Raw genomic sequence first — 16,352 nt, forward strand, 5'->3', positions numbered from 1 at the left:
AACTTACAACTGACGTAATTCTTGCATGATTTCCGTTTTCGATCTTGTTTGATCATCTATTTCTTTAATGACTTTTGCAGGTGCTCCTACAGCTACCGTATATGGAGGGATATCCTTAGTAACTATGGCACCCGCAGCTACAACTGCACCTTTACCAACTCTACATCCTTCAAGAACTACCACGTTCGCACCAATCATTACGTCATCTTCTATAATTACCGGAGTTGCAGAAGGTGGCTCAATTACTCCTGCTAACACTGCGCCAGCACCAATATGACAGTTTTTCCCTACAGTTGCGCGTCCACCTAGAACTGCGCCCATATCAATCATCGTACCTTCACCAATAACTGCACCAATATTAATAAGTGCGCCCATCATAATAACACTATTATCTCCAATACTAACTTGATCTCGAATAATTGCGCCTGGCTCGATACGTGCGTTTATCCCCTTTAGGTCCAAAAGTGGAATAGCGGAGTTACGACTTTCATTCTCCACGACTACATCATCGATTTGATTTTTATATTCATTTAAAACGGATTCAATTTCAGACCATTCTCCAAATAATACTAGAGAATTTCCCTCCCCAAAAACTTTTGTATGTTCCCCGAAAGAAATCTGATTTATGCCGTTTCCTTTTATGTATACTTTCACTTGCGTTGATTTTTTAGCGTGTTGAATATATGAAATAATTTCATGTGCATCTAATTGTTTCATTCTCCATACCTCCTCAAATATGTATTCATTCTACAGGATTTTTTATTAAAAATCACGAATTTAAATACATTTAACGAAATATAATGTAAAATTAATATTTTCAATTAACTCTTTCCATATGTCACTTGTTTCTACCGTTTTCTAGGCAAATCAAGTAAAAATATGCTATAATTCAATTAACAAATTTGAAGGGACGATGGGTGGACTATGATTATATAATCTTATTTCTTGCATAATATTTGCTGCTTCATGCAGAAAAAAATATTTTATACGCAAACGGAAATAGGATTAGTCTGCCCATTATTCTTACAATACGTACGGTATTCTCTACATAGCACTGAATATGTAGTGTTTTTCGTATATGCTTTATGGTCAGCAACATCCTTCCGTATTATTCGGAGGGATTTTTTTATTCCTCCAAAAGGAGTTGTTTGTATGACACTATTAGGAAAACTAAATGATATAAGCATTATTTTTGGCGACGATGTAATCTTAAAGAATGTAAAAGAAGATATACAAGCAGATGTAGTTATTGGAATTGTTGGTGGAAACGGACAAGGTAAGTCTTCGTTACTTACGATTCTTTCCAATGAAGCCCTTCCTACTAGCGGAAGGGTGGAATGGATCGGAACTCCCCCTTCTATAAGCTACTTTCAGCAAGAAGATGAGCACTTTAGTGAAAAAGAAGATGAACTTGATAAGCTGGCCGCTTTAAGTAAATGGACTGTTCCAGAAGGAAGAGAATATGCACAACTGAGTGGCGGTGAAAAGATGAAAAGAAGATTATCTCGTGCATTCGCAGAGAATTCTCAAGTCTTACTTTTAGATGAACCAACAAATCATTTGGATCAGGAGAGCTTATCCTACTTAAGGAAACAGATTCTCACTTATAATGGCACGATCATTCTGGTTTCTCACGATCGGTACTTCTTAGATGAGGTAGCGGATTATATTTGGGAAGTTGAAAATAAAAAACTGACGGCATACGCTGGGAACTATTCGATTTATAGGGATAGAAAAGCAGAAAAAATCCTGACACAACAAAGACTTTATGATGCGCAACAATCAAAAATTCAGCAAGTGGAAAAGCAAATTACCGAACTGAAAAACTGGTCATCCAAAGCGCATGCGGATTCTACCAAGCATGAATTCAACAAGGAGTATTATCGAGTTAAAGCTAAAAAAATGGACGTGCAAATACGCTCCAAAAAGAAAAGGCTAGAACTGGAACTTACTAAAAACACTGTCGATAAACCTGATAAAGAAAAAGATGTGTCTTTTTCCATTGAAGGAAACAAGAAAAAAGGTAAACGCATCATCGAAGCAAAAGGTCTTAGAAAAGACTTTAAAAATAGCACACTCTTCCACCCTACTTCTTTCACCATACAAGCTCAAGAACGCGTAGCATTATTAGGTCGTAACGGTAGTGGAAAATCAACATTTTTTCGCATGATATTAGGAGAAGAAAGTTATCAAGGAGATCTTTGGAAAACCGAATCTATAAATATTGGCTATTTACGCCAAACCGTGTTCGACTTACCAGAAAACCTAACACCATTTGAATTTTTTGGACCGACTGACTTTGAGATAAGAGGACTTATCCAAACACTAATGACTAACTTAGGCTTTTCAATAGAACACTGGACACGGCCTATATCAACAATGAGTATGGGAGAGCGGGTGAAGCTGAAGCTAATGGAGTTCATGCTCGACCAAAAAGATGTCTTACTATTAGACGAACCAACAAACCATTTAGATCTCCCTTCTCGTGAACAGTTAGAAAAAACACTGTCTACTTTTCCAGGCACTATTTTACTTGTGACACATGACCGATACTTCTTAGAAAAATTAACAAATAAATTGCTGATTTTTGAAAATGATTCGATTCGAAAGGTAGAAATGAACTATAACGAATGGATGCATAGAAACAATGAGTCTTCAATTGAAAAACAACTCTTAACACTAGAAACGGAACGGCAGGCAGTTCTCGGCAAACTCAGTTTCCTAAAAAATAATGACCCTAAGTATAGTGAACTCGATGTACAATTCATTGAACTATCTAAGAAAATAAACGACTTAAAAAAGAAATAATATAGAAGGCAGCTCCTATCTTTAAGTTACTTTTATTGTATTTGTCGTTTCAAATCACATCTTATCAATTTCCCAGGAAATATGATTATATATGTCCCTCTATTTACTTTCATGGACTATCAACATATAATAATATAAAATCCGATAAGAAAAGTAGGTTTTAAAATGAAAACAATTCCTAAACCACTTGTAATGCTCAACCAATGGACTATTGTTTTATCTGTAATCATTGCTCTTCTAACTCAATCTGCATGGATATTACTTATTCCGTTAGTTGCAAATTTATCCAGTTTATTAACAGGTTTCCATCCAATTTTAGTTGTAGCCAAAAGGTGGTTCTTGTCTAAACCTGCCTCTCAATATATTCAAGAAGATTATGCACAACTAAGATTTAATCAGTGGCTGGCAGTTGGTTTCTTGTTAGTAGCTACAATTAGCTACTTTCTAAACTGGTCGTTATTATTTAATATCGCAACTATTATGGTTGGCCTTGCCGCTTCCATTGCAATAGCAGGATTTTGTATTGGTTGTTTCATCCGATTCCAGTTTCAACAGTGGAACTATCGTAGAAAGAAATCGGTAGCTTAACCAGAAGGACAGAAACGCCTAGGTCAGCACCGGAGCTAAACAGACGCTGGCTTTGCTATTAAGAAAAACAGCCTTTCCTTCGAAAATGGAAAGGCTGTTTATTTGTCTTCCAATCCGAACATTTTTAATATGTTAAATATCTTCACTAACACTAATGATATCTAAAATCATATTTTTCCTTTGGGACATTTAAAGTATGATTATTGATAATTACTGTATCATTATCCACCCAAGAAATTTCTGCATCCTCTTCTCTATAATTCCAATATATATTTTTGGTTTTCCCATTTTTTTTATTGAAAACGAGTTCACCGCGAACTGCATAGGAAGTAGTAGCTCCGCCGTTTGTAACGTAGGCTTTTAACGTAAATTTCCCATCTGGTGATGATTCCTCCACTAATAAATCTCCTTTCGGTAGACTTTCCATACTAACAAAAAATGTATATAGGAAGATTCCTAATAGAACCAGAATCACCGTAATAGGTATACTTGTTACGAGGAGAATTACTTTTACTTTTCTGTTCATCCTTCTCTCCTTTTCCCATAATAATTAGTTCTTACAATTGAAATAATGACTAGTAAAATTGCTCCAATGAAAGCTAGAGTAATAACATTATCTATTCCATATTTGTTTCTAGCGTATTCTCCATCTCTTGTAGCTTGAATATATGTTCCATCGTCCTCCTGTATAGCAATGGCTTCCTCCGTATTTATCCCTTGAATGCTATAATACTTCGTCCCTTTTGGATAGACATTGGAGAAATTCCCAGAATAGGTTCCTTCCCTATCTGAATACTTCGTTACATGACCAATATCTCTATCTACCTCTTCGACTTGTACATCGGTGATAACATATACGTAGTCATCCCACACAACAAATGCATACGCCCAACTTGCTGAAGACTTATTTGTAAATAAAATTGATATAGAAAGAATAAAGAAAATAACAATTCGAAGAATTATTTTACTATTCAAACAATAACCACCTCTTCACATTGGACGTATTTGTTAAATTTCTGTTCCATCACTCAAATAAAAAGGTTCAACGTCAAATGTTGGGGTGGTGACATTTCCACTCCTCTCTTTAACCGAGATGAACTCCGATTTCTTTATACTTTATATTTAATAAAATCTTTGCGCGAAAGTGATCGAAGCGACGAAAACCATATGCGTTACGCTTCATCACTTTCGTTTTATTATTAATGCCCTCCAGAAAGCCATTCGAATAACCAAAACTAAAGCTATTTAAGATCTCAGTTTGCCAGTTTTTAAAGGTTCGAATAGCTTTTATAAAGGCTGGAATTTTACTGTCCTCTACCTTACGGTAAAAAGCTTCTAATTGTTTTTTTACTTCTACTAAATCCTTCGTTTCTTTTGCCCAATCAAACCATTTGCAGTATGCCTCTTTGAGTTCATGTGCCTGTTTCAATGTTTCAGACATGTTCGTATAACGAGCTAAATACCAAGCGTTGGTTTTTGTTAATTTCTCTTGTCTCTTGTACAAGACATGGCGCATTCTCTTACATTTCTTGCGGTCGTATTCATGCCACTCTTTTTGAACTTGACGACGAACTTCATCTAACGCCCAATAAATATATCGACAGTAGTGGAAGCGATCGGCCACAATCACTGGCTGGCCTCCTTTCTCACGGCTGCTTTAAAGCTCGGATTCATATCCATCACTACGATTTCTACATTGGCACCATGCTTCGAAAGATAGTCTTTTACCGTTTCTTTGCGGCGGTTAGGCAATATATCAATCGGTTCATGTGTTTCGGCATTGGCAATAATCAGCTGATATGTGCCTGCATCTGTATCTCCTTTATACTCATCAATCGCAATAGCTTTAGGTAAGCTAACTCCACTGATAAGCTCTGTTTTCGCAGCCTCTTTAAAACGACGCATCACCGTTGAACTCGAAGAACCAAGTACTTCGCCGGCTTCTTTGAAAGTTTTAGCCTTAATGGAACGTATACGTACGACTTGATTCCATTCTTTTGAGAAACGCTGATATTTATCCACGAAAGGGGATTTCTCCGAGAAGCGCTTCCCACATTTACATGCATAACGACGACGTTTATAAAAAAGTATTGTTAATCGCTCAAACCATTTTAAATGCTTAATCTTTTGAACCCGATAATCATGGACTTTGGACGTAAATTGATGACAGTTTGGACAGCTATGCGCTTTCTTTGGCAGTGAAACGTGAAGAGCAATTCTCTCACCTGTTTCCTCCACCTTTTGGATAGTTACATCTTTTAATCCTGGCATATTCATGGTAAAATTCATTTGCACGTAGCTCCTTTTCATACTTGTTTCTCGACAATTCAAGTATAAAAGAATCGGAAGTTACGTGCATTTTTTTATGCACAATTGTAGAAAAACCCCAACAAATATTATAGAACCAATAAAAAAGCTGATCCAAAGTAGAAAACTACGTTGGATCAGCTTTTTTCACTATTATTCTCCTAAATCTACATTATGGTAGACTTGTTGAACATCTTCTAAATCTTCAATAGCATCAATCATTTTTTCAAATTGCGCTTGAGCGTCTGCATCTAATGCAATATCGTTTTGAGCAAGCATCGTTAGTTCTGCAACTGTAAAGTCTGTAACTCCTGAAGCTCTGAGCGCTTCCTGTACAGCATGGAATTGATCAGGATCCGCATAAACGATTACTGTATCTTCCTCTTCTAAAATATCGCGTGCGTCAACGTCCGCTTCCATCAAAATTTCCAGAACGTCATCAGCCGTTTTTCCTTCTAAACCAATAACGGCTGTTGCATCAAACATATAAGCAACTGAACCACTGACACCCATATTACCACCATTTTTACCAAATGCAGCTCGTACATCGGATGCTGTGCGGTTTACGTTATTTGTAAGTGCATCAACGATAACCATTGAACCGCTTGGTCCAAAACCTTCATAACGAAGCTCATCGAAGCTTTCTTCGGATCCACCTTTTGCTTTTTCAATCGCTTTATCAATAATATGCTTAGGCACACTGTATGTTTTTGCACGTTCCAATACTACTTTAAGCGCTTGGTTAGATGTAGGATCAGGCTCACCTTGTCTTGCAGCAACATATATTTCACGACCAAATTTCGCATAAATACGACTAGTATTAGCGTCTTTGGAAGCTTTCTTTTCCTTAATATTATTCCACTTACGACCCATAAGTCCCACTCTCTTTCGCTAAGCTAAGTTTTATACTGTAACATTATACATGAAACCCTTATAAACTAGCAAAATAAATACATTAACTTCCATTAATATACTATTGATTTGGATATAGTTTTTGTATAAATGCTATGGCATTTCTAATCATTTCCTTCAAAATATCTTCATTTATATCTTCGACTTTATTTATATACACGCATGATTTTCCCGCTGTATACTTTCCCAGTCGTTTAAGTGTTTCATCTCGCGTCGTCTCTCCCGATGCAATATACAAACTATGCTTTGCTTTTCTCGGCGAGAAGCCCACTAAAGGAGCATCCCCTTCGTGACCTGAAGCGTATTTATAATGATAAGTTCCAAAACCTATAATGCTCGGTCCCCACATTTTAGCCTCATAGCCTGAAGTTTGTTCAAAAATTTTTAAAAGCTTGTAAGCATCTTCTCGTTTTTTCGGATGATCGACAGCCTCTATAAATTCAATTACATCAGCATCTGTTTCTTTCATCTTAGCTTCGTATTTAGCCATTTTTTCTATCCCCAATCTATAACTACTTTTTATAATAAGCCCGTGATACGAGGAGTCCAACCACGCCTAGAACTAAAAATAATAATGCCTTAATAGCTACAGAGACAAATGAAATATCGAATAATATAATTTTTGCTAACGTTACAAATAAAATACTGACACCGACGTATTTACCTTGAGGCAACGAAATACGATTAAAGACCATAAATAATATAGCGATGATAATCCACAACGAACTAGTAACGACCCGTTCCATATTGCTTCCACTATCCCCAGAAACTAAGACAGCAATCATGTGCAAGTAATATAGAAGCATAATTGCAACAAAAGATACGCCGATATTTAAAATAGTTTTATCTTTAAATAGCCTTGTTAACAAATAGATGACATACCCTGTACCTATTAAAAATACTGTCCAGTGTAGCATTTCCCAGGATACCCAGCCCGTAATAGAAAAAGATAGAACTTTGTAGAAAGCCACGATATAACTAATACTCAAAAGAATAAGGTGTAATGTATGTTTGAACTTTTTATAGATGAAAAAGTAGATGAAGATAAATCCAATAATTCCTTCAAATAATAAATTGTCTGTTTGAAGTTGCATTATATTTAGCAAAGTAACAGATGCATTTGCGATAAAAATAGGTGCACGAATAGAGTCCTCTCGATTTACATAATAACAAACCCCATAGATGAGCGTAATAATGGTCATTAAAACCGTTGCTTCGTTATCTGTGAATATTACACGAATCCATATAGCAGTTATAAGCATAATGGAAAATAGAGTGTATGCTTGTTCTTTTAGCATCTGATTTGTTTTCAAAAGAATAGCCAATAATGCACCATGTTGTACGAATATAGGAAGCATTGCGATCCATTTATATCCATCAGGTACGTTTGTAAAAATAAAGAATACTAATATTGCTACCTGTAAGAAAACGATCGAAATAAAATATAATACCTTGTAGGAATATTTTAAGGCAATCCATAAAAATACCGTAAAAAGAACTGTTTCATATAAAGAAAATAAAGGGATATTCGGTGAAGTACTCTTTATCAAAAATGGAACAAATACGCCCCCTACTATTGCAACAATACCGATCCCTTGCGAGCGGTATTTAAAAGTAAGAAATACCCCTAATGTTATCCACATAAGATTGAGAATAAAAGCTAGGGTTGGTCCAGATATATCATATAGTTGATGCATTGCAAAAGTGGTCAACATTAGGATCGGAATAGACCCACCAAGAAGCATATGCCCTAAATTCTTGCGACCTTTTTTAATTTGCCATATACCTAACATGATTAATACAAAACTAACAATGTACCCAATAATTACTTTTACGATTGGTTGTAAAAAGCCATAATCCGACACTGCTTTGAATCCCCAAATTACTCCCATTATAAATACGACAATAAATAAAGGGGGAAGTATTTTCTGAAAGATTAACACATCCCATTCCACAGGTTCCTTCGTTTGTTCTTGTTGTTGAATGACAGGTCGATGAGGTGGTGAGGTAGATGGTTTAATATGTATTTGGTCTTCTAAAAATAGAATCCGTTTCTCTAACTCCTCTATTCTCTTTTCAAGAAGTTCGCTCTTCTCCATTCAATCCCTCCTTTTTGAATAATATGTTCTACTCATACTATTAGACAAACATTCAAAATATCCTTTAAACAAAAACCCACTCTTCTATACCTCTTCTTTGTCTTCTTTCATATATAATATAAAATAACTTAATCTTTATAGGATGGTGAGAAAAAATGAGAGATCGTGGAGCAACTATCATTATTGAAAACGGACGAGTAGCACTCATTAAGCGCACGAAACCTCATATGACTTATTATGTATTTCCTGGTGGGGGATTAGAAAAAGGTGAAACTCCAGAGCAAGCAGCGATCCGGGAAACATTTGAAGAAATTGGAGTACATGTAAGAATCCAGCGCCCCTTTAAAGTTATTGAACAAAGCGGCACTCAACATTTTTTCCTAGCAGATATAATTGGAGGGAAATTTGGACCAGGTATTGGAGAAGAATATACGGACCCTTCTCCTCATCGGGGTGGCTATGAACCAATATGGTTAGACGTTAAAGAGCTTTCCTCTTTAGATGTTCGTCCTAAAGAAATTATCGAGCTAATTACAGAAGAATAGGCAGTCCCATAAAAGCACAAAATGACAGGATTGCCTCTATGTATTCCACTAAGATACATATAAGGAGTGAAGTCAATGGGGTGGGTAGAGTCGATTCAACAGGTAATAAGCTATATAGAGGATCATTTACTAGAGGATTTATCTATGGAACAAATTGCTAAGGAAGCTAATTCTTCTGCTTTTCATTTTCAACGAACGTTTTCCATCTTAACGGATATGTCCCTAGGAGACTATATTCGAAGAAGACGACTAACTTTGGCTGCACAAGAACTGCTTAATACGGACAATAAAATAATTGACGTCTCCTACAAATACGGGTACGACACTCCTGAATCATTCACAAAAGCATTCCGTAAACAACACGGAATTACGCCTAGTGAAGCAAGAAAAAATATAGGGAAAATAAATTCCTATAACCGCTTGATCATTCAGGTAAATTTAAAGGGGGCAGAACCAATGAAGTATAAAATTGTCGAGAAGGAAAGCTTTCAAGCTGTTGGAGTGAAAAGAATATACAACTGTAAGAATGGAGAAAATACACAGGGTATTCCTTTGTTTTGGAATGATGTACATGCAGATGGAACAAATGATTTATTATTTCAATTAAACAACGGAGACATTGAGGGTGTACTCGGTGTTTGTGTTGCAGACGCAGCTTATCGAGAGAATAGCTTAATTGATTATTGGATTGCAACAGATTATGTAGGTGAAGTACCGGAAAACTTATCAGCTATTACAATCCCTGCTTCTAAATGGGTTGTATTTGAGGTGCACGGTCCGATGCCAGATGCTATGCAAAATACCTGGAAACAAATATATGCGGAGTGGTTCCCCTCTAATCCATATGAACCCGCAGGGACACCGGAGCTAGAAGTGTATTCCGATGATGATCCTTCCAGCGAAAATTGCTATTCAGAAATTTGGATACCGATTAAATAATAGGAACGATCTGCAGAGCACAAGTACTACTTGGTGAGTCATGTAGCAGTTTACTTTTTTCAATATAAAACCCAAAAAGCCTCATCCTAAATTAGGACGAGGCTTTAAGTTTATTGAAATAATTCTGGATACACTGTTTTAGCAATCAATTCCACTGCTTCACCAATACGAGGACCTGGTCGAGAAATAACGTCACCATCTACTAAAAAGACTGAATCGTTTTGTACGGCTTGTATTTTGTCCCACCCTGCACGAGATTTAATCTCTCCAGGTGCATCATCTAAATAATTTGCAGTTGTTAAAATAATTTCTGGGTTTTTGACCGTAACATCTTCCTCTGACACACTGATCCAACCTTCTTGATCGCTAAATACATTGTCGACCGATGCTGCTGCTAAAATTTCTTGTTGGAATGTTTTATTACCAGTTGTATAAATATCTGGAGATGGGCTAATTTCATAATATACCTTTTTTAATGGGGTAGCAGATTTAACTCTTTCTTGAACTCCTTGAATAGTATCCTGAATAGAAGAAATAACTTCTTGTCCTTTTTCTTCAATACCCATTACGGTAGCCAACTGCTCGATATCTCCGTATACATCTTCAAAAGAAGTTGCAGACTCAATTACAAAGACTTTTAATCCGGTATCTTCCAGAAGTTGCAGTGCTTCTTCTTGGCCAATTGTATACGCTATTACTACATCTGGGTTCAGTTCTGTAATTCTTTCCGCATTAAATGCAACTGAATCAGATACTCGCTCTATTTCGAGTGCTTCTGCAGGATATGTATCATAATCTGTTGCTCCTACAATTTTATCGCCTACACCTAAAGCAAAAAGAATCTCCGTATTGCTCGGTTGAAGAGAAACAATCGTTTCGGGTACTTCTTCGAATGTAATTTCATTTCCTACATCATCAGTTACTGTATATTCTTTTACTTCATCTACTACTTCCTCTTGTTTTTCCACAGTTGTCTTCTCTTCCGCAGAACACCCTACAAGCAAGAATGAAAATAGCAGCACCGACAACCAATTAAATAAATAATTTTTCTTCATAGTATTATTCCTCCAGTTGTTTCTTTTTTCTCATTGGATATGATTTACTGACAAATTGAATTTCTTCCACTCCATGATGTTTGTTCACATAAACTGCCATCGCAAACAACACATTTGCTAATAACTGTGCATAGTCAAACAAAATCTCAGGAATTTCTCTTTCTAACGAAACTTTATGAAGAGCTCTAACTGACTTTTTTGCTTCACTTCTACAAACATGTAATTCACAAGCTGCAGTCGTACCCTGTGGTAGTACAAATATATCTACTCTACCTTTTACTTCCTCTACATAGAAATCGTACATATCACTTAGAACTTGTAAATCGCCTTCTGTAATGGCTATCTTCCCTCGAACAGACCCGTTTAAATGGTAAGCCATTGGTGCCAAATACATCAGATCCTCGTAAATCTTTGGTATATCCTTTGTTAAAGAAGCTGCTAGTCCAATACGAGTAGTCAACGAATCTGTACGGATTTCAAAATCTACAGTAGAAGGTGTTTCACGCATAAATGGATAGCAAATATAGCGAATATCTTTTTTCATTACTTCTCCTCCTTTCCTTTTATTGGTGAATTTTCAAGCATATAATACTTTGTTAGTTAACAGCACAAAAAAAACGCCACCCAAATAAGGGCGGCGTGATACCTATTTAACGATAAAAAAACAGAAAAATAGAAACGTGCCGTACAATCCCTTAACTTCCGAAGAGTATCTATACGTTCAAGAAAAGGCTGGTCTCCTGGCTTATGCATCAATTTACTCTAAGAACCTTCCCATTGACTAGTCAACAGTGGCATTTTTCTTATTTCATCAGCATTTACAGTTGCGGAAACAGCTTCGGATTTTAACCGAATTCCCAAATTAAGCTAACAAGTTAGCACCTTTTCCCTACGAAAATTATTCACTTACAATTAGTTTACCATAGCCATCTCCCTAGCATGCACAATAATTTTCACGCATGTAAATTCACCAGTTTTGTGCTAATGTCAGTATATGAAAAAACTTATCCCGCTTTTAATATTACTTGTTATTGTATTTTTGGCATCAGGGCAGCCAGCTGAACAGCAATCTATGCAGGATGTCTTAAAAGCATGGCTTCCTAGCAAACCATTAGAATCTTTTCTTCGTATTTTTCAAGTTCCATACTGGGGCATTCTCGTTTCTGTGGAAGAGCGTGGCTACTATGCTTTTGTAGAATTTTTGATAAGAAAAGGTACCCATTTTGTTTATTTTGGAATCATTGCTTTAGCCATTTATATTGCGTTACCTCCATTTAAGTATCGTAAAATTACAACAGTTGTGATCACTATGCTTCTTGCTGTTGCCGATGAATTTCGACAATCTTTCACAAGTGGCCGTACAGCTTCTCTTCAAGATGTCTTGTTGGATACAACTGGGGCTATTACTGCGCTATTATTAATGTCATTTTTTCAATGGTTTCAACAAAAAAACGTTGACCGATAAAGAGTCAACGTTTTTCACTTGTAAGTACAGTGTTGATCGAAGGGATTTGTTAATATGCCTTTGTTAATCCACTTCAGGTAATGGATATTTCAAAGCATTTTTCTTCATTTTTTGCTGTGCAGCCTCTATTAAATCAATTCCGAGCACATCAGCAAATTGCAAAAGATAAATAAATACATCTGCTGCTTCGTCAGCAATTGCCTGCTTGTCTTTTTTTATCGCATCCTCTGCAGTAACCCATTGAAAATGCTCTAATAACTCACTTGCTTCTAATGATACTGAAATAGCAAGACTACGAGCATCGTGATTTCCTCCCCAACCTCGTTCGTCCCGGAATCTCTTTATTTCTTCTGTTAACTCTTTCATTTTATTCTCCTTTTCTTGCTGTGAATGCGTATGTGTTCAGTGATGTGTATTTGTTTTGACTTCTTGCTTCCTCTAATAGATGCATTTCTGATTGTATTAAAGCTTTATATTTGATAGGTAAATGGTCGGCAGCTTCTATTAATTCTTTATAATCTGTTAATGTATATTCTATTTCCCATTTGCCATCTTGCAGATGAGTAGAGTCGATAATTTTTTCCGTTGTAATTTCGAAACCAGCTTTTTCCGCAATTTGTTGAATGTCCTTAGGTGTAAATAACGTTCGAACATTAACTAAACTATTTTCTACAAAGCACTCATATTGAGCTTGGATGAGTACTGACAAGAAGTGTGGAAGCTGCTCATTAGTTTGAACTCTCGTGTCCCACTCGGCAAAGCATAATTCGTTTGTCCATTTTTTGATTTTCTTTAACATTCCCAGGAATTCTTCCGGTGATTTTAAGTACCAAGTACAATGAGACAGCACAATATAATCAAAAGATTTTTCAGGGAAATCCACTTCTTCTTGAAGGATATCCAATTCAAAATTTACCTTAATCCGATTTCCTAGGGGCGAGTTCTTCAAGAAGGCCATTGAATTACCTAAAGTAACTGGGCTACCATAGTCCGGTGAAGCTATATCGATTCCATGAACAAATCCTGTCTCTCCAACTGTATAAGCCAAAACTGCTGTCGTATCTCCTTGTCCACAGCCAATTTCTAGCACTTTGCTACCTTCTTTAATATTCCAAAAGTCTACTAGCTTTAGTCGATGCTCTGTCTGTACCTTCTGTATGGTCGAATCAAATTCGTTTATTGGCATACATTTTACAATTTCTTCGATGATGTGAGAATTAATTTCGTTTCCTCCTTCCGCTCAATTCAATATTAGCGACATATGATGTTCACCGTAATAAGTATCCCCAACCTTTAATGCCATGTCTTCTGTCCCAAATACTTTAAATCCTAGTTGAAGATACAGATTCTTTGCCGCCTCATTACTTGTTACTACAGAGAGGTTTATCTTTTCAATTTCGCGACTCTCTCTAGCTTGTTCAATTGCCAATCTCATTAGTGCTTTGCCTGTCCCTTGCCCCCTGCCGATTGGACTGACATACATAGCGAAAATATTTGCACGATGTTTCATTTTTAAGTTACTCTCCTGTGCAAGAGTAACCATTCCTACTAATTTAGATTGATCGAACGCCCCAAATGTATAATTTCCCTTTACGCTTAAATTCCCCTTTACTCGTTCAATTGGATTGTCTCGCTGCATTGCCTCTTCATAGCTCGCACCAAAGGCTTCTGGGCTTGTTTTCAATGCTTCTAATCTTAACTCCCAATAAGCACTCGCGTCTTCTGCTACTAGTTGTCTTAACTCCATTCTCATACCTCCAAGCAATATCTATCATTATATAATTCATGAACTTGTATAACTCTTTACAGTAGAAGGCCCCACTTCATAATTCACTTTCCTACGTAATTATGTTCAAAATATGTACTAGATTCCGAAATATCGACAAAACATGACATATAACACTATTGCTAATATAATGTCTCATGTAAATTAGCACTAATAAGATTGCACAAAAAGGAGTTCTACATTATGAAGAAAAAAGTTGCCTGGATTACTGATACTGCCGCTTTATTAGATTCAACTTTCATTGAAAAACATAATATATATGTCCTTCCCTTAAATATCGTATTTGAAGATGGTGCTTTTAAAGAAACAATTGATATGACTCACGACGAATTTTACGACAAGTTACGCACAGCAAAAATTCATCCAAAAACTTCTCAACCTCCAATTGGAGAGATGGTGCAATTATATGAAGATTTAAAAGCAAAAGGATACGACTGTGCCGTTGCAGTGCACACATCCAGTGAATTATCAGGAACCTATAATAGCTCACAAACTGCTTCTAAAATAGCAAATTTTAAAGTGTATTCGATTGACTCTAAAATAGGATCTTATCCAATGGTCAAAATGTTAGAAGTCGGCAAGCATATGCTAGAAGCAAATCATGACATAGAGGAAGTTGTTACTCATATTGAGAATATGACAAATAACTCCGAGTTATCCTTTATTCCATCTAGTTTGACGCAACTTCATAAAAGCGGTCGTGTTTCAGGTACTCAAGCTTTTCTAAGTAATCTTCTAAATATAAAAGTCGTCATTTCTTTCGATAACGGCAAAGTCGTAATGAAAGAAAAGGTTCGTGCAGATAAGCGAGCTAAGAAGTATGTAATGAACTTACTTCGTAAAGACATGAAAATATCCAATGTTCCAGAGGTTGCGGTTATTAACTGCAATAATACGACCGATGCTAGAACTTGGAAAGAAGAATTGCTACAAGAATTCCCTAAACTAAAAGTGATTGTCCTTCCTCTTAGCGCTTGTGTAGGAGTACATGCTGGAGAAGGAACAACAGGACTTAGCTGGGTTAGATATTAATGAGTTTGTGCTACTGCACAAACTCTTTTTTTAATAAGGAACAAATTGCCTCATCACAAAAGTGTCCTTTTTCAAACGTAGATTTTCGAAAAGTACCTTCATAAACAAAACCGGCTTTTTCTAGCGTTTTTTTAGATGCTATATTATCAGGAGCAAAGAGGGCTTCAATACGATTTAAATCCATTAACTCGAAACCGTAACGTAAAATGGGCTGTAACACCTCTATCATAATGCCTTTACGCCAAAACTCTGGTGCCACTTCAAAACCAATCTCTGCTTTAAAGTGTTTCTTTTCCCAATTATGATATCCACAACTACCGATAATCTTATTCTCTTCCTTCGTAGCAATCCCCCAGCGAATCCCCTCTTTTTTTTGATATTTCTTTTGCCAATTTCCTATTAATACCTTTGCTTCTTTAACGTCTTCAAATGTGTCCAAATCATAATACTTCGTAACCTCATCTTTTGAAAAATAATAGAAAACCTCTTTTGCGTCACTAATTTCAATCGGGCGCAATATAAATCGTTCTGTTTCTAATGTTGGAAATCTTTTTTTATGATTATCATGGATAAGTAAAGCTACAAATTGGGCAATTGCTATTACACCAGCTAACGTACTGAAAATAATACTGACCCAGACATAATTGGCAATTTCTCCATTCCCAATTGGCCCCACCTTTGGCTGATACATTGAATATATTCCCCATGCATTTCCAACTATAATAGCGAATCCTGCAAACAATAACATCCATTTTGCCATTATACGACCTCCATAGAGTTTCATTCGTTATATATAGCCGAAAATCCTTTTAGTAT

Annotated in this window: 18 protein-coding genes, 1 pseudogene and 1 riboswitch; of the genes and pseudogenes, 6 read left to right on the top strand and 13 right to left on the bottom strand. The window is 36.2% G+C overall.

Going from position 1 to position 16,352, the window contains the following annotated elements; genetic code table 11:
* Positions 1-3: 3 nt before the first annotated feature.
* Positions 4-717, bottom strand: a complete 714-nt coding sequence (gene dapD, locus MKX53_RS16780) for a 2,3,4,5-tetrahydropyridine-2,6-dicarboxylate N-acetyltransferase (protein WP_340912721.1) — start codon at positions 715-717, stop codon at positions 4-6.
* A 435-nt stretch (positions 718-1,152) separates the two neighbouring features.
* Here dapD and abc-f point away from each other — a divergent pair, with 435 nt between their 5' ends.
* Together abc-f and MKX53_RS16790 are read left to right on the top strand one after the other, a co-directional pair.
* A complete protein-coding gene (abc-f, locus tag MKX53_RS16785; protein ID WP_340912723.1) occupies positions 1,153-2,808 on the top strand; it encodes a ribosomal protection-like ABC-F family protein in 1,656 nt (551 codons plus the stop codon).
* Between the two features lie 165 nt (positions 2,809-2,973).
* Entirely contained in the window at positions 2,974-3,396 is a 423-nt protein-coding gene (locus MKX53_RS16790; protein ID WP_340912725.1) for a DUF4395 domain-containing protein, read from the top strand.
* Positions 3,397-3,547: 151 nt separating this feature from the next.
* Here the strand turns inward: MKX53_RS16790 and MKX53_RS16795 are convergent, their stop codons facing one another.
* From MKX53_RS16795 to MKX53_RS16820, 6 genes and pseudogenes are all read right to left on the bottom strand, one after another.
* Positions 3,548-3,922 carry a DUF5412 domain-containing protein gene (locus MKX53_RS16795; RefSeq protein WP_340912727.1) on the bottom strand — a complete coding sequence of 125 codons (375 nt, stop codon included), beginning with the start codon at positions 3,920-3,922 and terminating at the stop codon, positions 3,548-3,550.
* Positions 3,919-4,371: a hypothetical protein gene (locus MKX53_RS16800; protein ID WP_340912728.1), complete on the bottom strand. Its 453-nt coding sequence runs from the start codon at positions 4,369-4,371 to the stop codon at positions 3,919-3,921. Before MKX53_RS16800 ends, MKX53_RS16795 begins: the two co-directional genes overlap by 4 nt.
* A gap of 109 nt (positions 4,372-4,480) precedes the next feature.
* A pseudogene (locus tag MKX53_RS16805) lies at positions 4,481-5,685 on the bottom strand (ISL3 family transposase).
* A gap of 171 nt (positions 5,686-5,856) precedes the next feature.
* The gene (locus MKX53_RS16810; protein WP_093537437.1) at positions 5,857-6,576 is read right to left on the bottom strand and encodes a YebC/PmpR family DNA-binding transcriptional regulator; all 720 of its coding nucleotides are present in this window, start codon (positions 6,574-6,576) and stop codon (positions 5,857-5,859) included.
* A gap of 100 nt (positions 6,577-6,676) precedes the next feature.
* The gene (locus MKX53_RS16815; protein WP_340912729.1) at positions 6,677-7,105 is read right to left on the bottom strand and encodes a DUF1801 domain-containing protein; all 429 of its coding nucleotides are present in this window, start codon (positions 7,103-7,105) and stop codon (positions 6,677-6,679) included.
* A gap of 22 nt (positions 7,106-7,127) precedes the next feature.
* Complete coding sequence (locus MKX53_RS16820; RefSeq protein ID WP_340912732.1) at positions 7,128-8,714, bottom strand: DUF2339 domain-containing protein; 1,587 nt, start codon at positions 8,712-8,714, stop codon at positions 7,128-7,130.
* A gap of 155 nt (positions 8,715-8,869) precedes the next feature.
* On the opposite strand from MKX53_RS16820, the gene MKX53_RS16825 reads away from it, so the two are divergent.
* Positions 8,870-9,259: an NUDIX hydrolase gene (locus MKX53_RS16825; protein WP_093537434.1), complete on the top strand. Its 390-nt coding sequence runs from the start codon at positions 8,870-8,872 to the stop codon at positions 9,257-9,259.
* Between the two features lie 75 nt (positions 9,260-9,334).
* On the top strand, positions 9,335-10,198 hold the full coding sequence (locus MKX53_RS16830) for an AraC family transcriptional regulator (RefSeq protein ID WP_340912734.1): 864 nt from the start codon (positions 9,335-9,337) through the stop codon (positions 10,196-10,198).
* 110 nt (positions 10,199-10,308) lie between these two features.
* Here the strand turns inward: MKX53_RS16830 and MKX53_RS16835 are convergent, their stop codons facing one another.
* Positions 10,309-11,253 (bottom strand): ABC transporter substrate-binding protein, encoded by a 945-nt coding sequence (locus tag MKX53_RS16835; protein ID WP_340912736.1) that lies wholly within the window; start codon positions 11,251-11,253, stop codon positions 10,309-10,311.
* Between the two features lie 4 nt (positions 11,254-11,257).
* Entirely contained in the window at positions 11,258-11,797 is a 540-nt protein-coding gene (locus MKX53_RS16840) for a hypothetical protein (RefSeq protein ID WP_340912737.1), read from the bottom strand.
* A 169-nt stretch (positions 11,798-11,966) separates the two neighbouring features.
* Positions 11,967-12,154: riboswitch (cobalamin riboswitch) on the bottom strand.
* A gap of 93 nt (positions 12,155-12,247) precedes the next feature.
* On the opposite strand from MKX53_RS16840, the gene MKX53_RS16845 reads away from it, so the two are divergent.
* Complete coding sequence (locus MKX53_RS16845) at positions 12,248-12,718, top strand: VanZ family protein (RefSeq protein ID WP_340912739.1); 471 nt, start codon at positions 12,248-12,250, stop codon at positions 12,716-12,718.
* A 63-nt stretch (positions 12,719-12,781) separates the two neighbouring features.
* On the opposite strand, the gene MKX53_RS16850 is transcribed toward MKX53_RS16845, so the two are convergent.
* From MKX53_RS16850 to MKX53_RS16860, 3 genes are read right to left on the bottom strand one after another with little or no spacing between them, the layout of a single operon-like run.
* Positions 12,782-13,084, bottom strand: coding sequence for a nucleotide pyrophosphohydrolase (locus MKX53_RS16850; RefSeq protein WP_340912741.1), 303 nt, complete (start codon positions 13,082-13,084; stop codon positions 12,782-12,784).
* 1 nt (position 13,085) lies between these two features.
* Positions 13,086-13,904 carry a class I SAM-dependent methyltransferase gene (locus tag MKX53_RS16855; protein ID WP_340912743.1) on the bottom strand — a complete coding sequence of 273 codons (819 nt, stop codon included), beginning with the start codon at positions 13,902-13,904 and terminating at the stop codon, positions 13,086-13,088.
* A 54-nt stretch (positions 13,905-13,958) separates the two neighbouring features.
* Positions 13,959-14,465 (bottom strand): GNAT family N-acetyltransferase, encoded by a 507-nt coding sequence (locus MKX53_RS16860; protein WP_340763882.1) that lies wholly within the window; start codon positions 14,463-14,465, stop codon positions 13,959-13,961.
* 222 nt (positions 14,466-14,687) lie between these two features.
* Between MKX53_RS16860 and MKX53_RS16865 the strand changes: the two genes are divergently transcribed.
* Entirely contained in the window at positions 14,688-15,536 is an 849-nt protein-coding gene (locus MKX53_RS16865) for a DegV family protein (RefSeq protein WP_340763883.1), read from the top strand.
* 10 nt (positions 15,537-15,546) lie between these two features.
* Here MKX53_RS16865 and MKX53_RS16870 read toward each other — a convergent pair whose 3' ends face one another.
* Complete coding sequence (locus tag MKX53_RS16870) at positions 15,547-16,296, bottom strand: GNAT family N-acetyltransferase (RefSeq protein ID WP_340912745.1); 750 nt, start codon at positions 16,294-16,296, stop codon at positions 15,547-15,549.
* Between the last annotated feature and the right edge of the window lie 56 nt (positions 16,297-16,352).

This window comes from Psychrobacillus sp. FSL K6-4615, assembly GCF_038008225.1.
In the GTDB taxonomy this organism is placed as follows: Bacteria; Bacillota; Bacilli; order Bacillales_A; family Planococcaceae; genus Psychrobacillus; species Psychrobacillus psychrotolerans.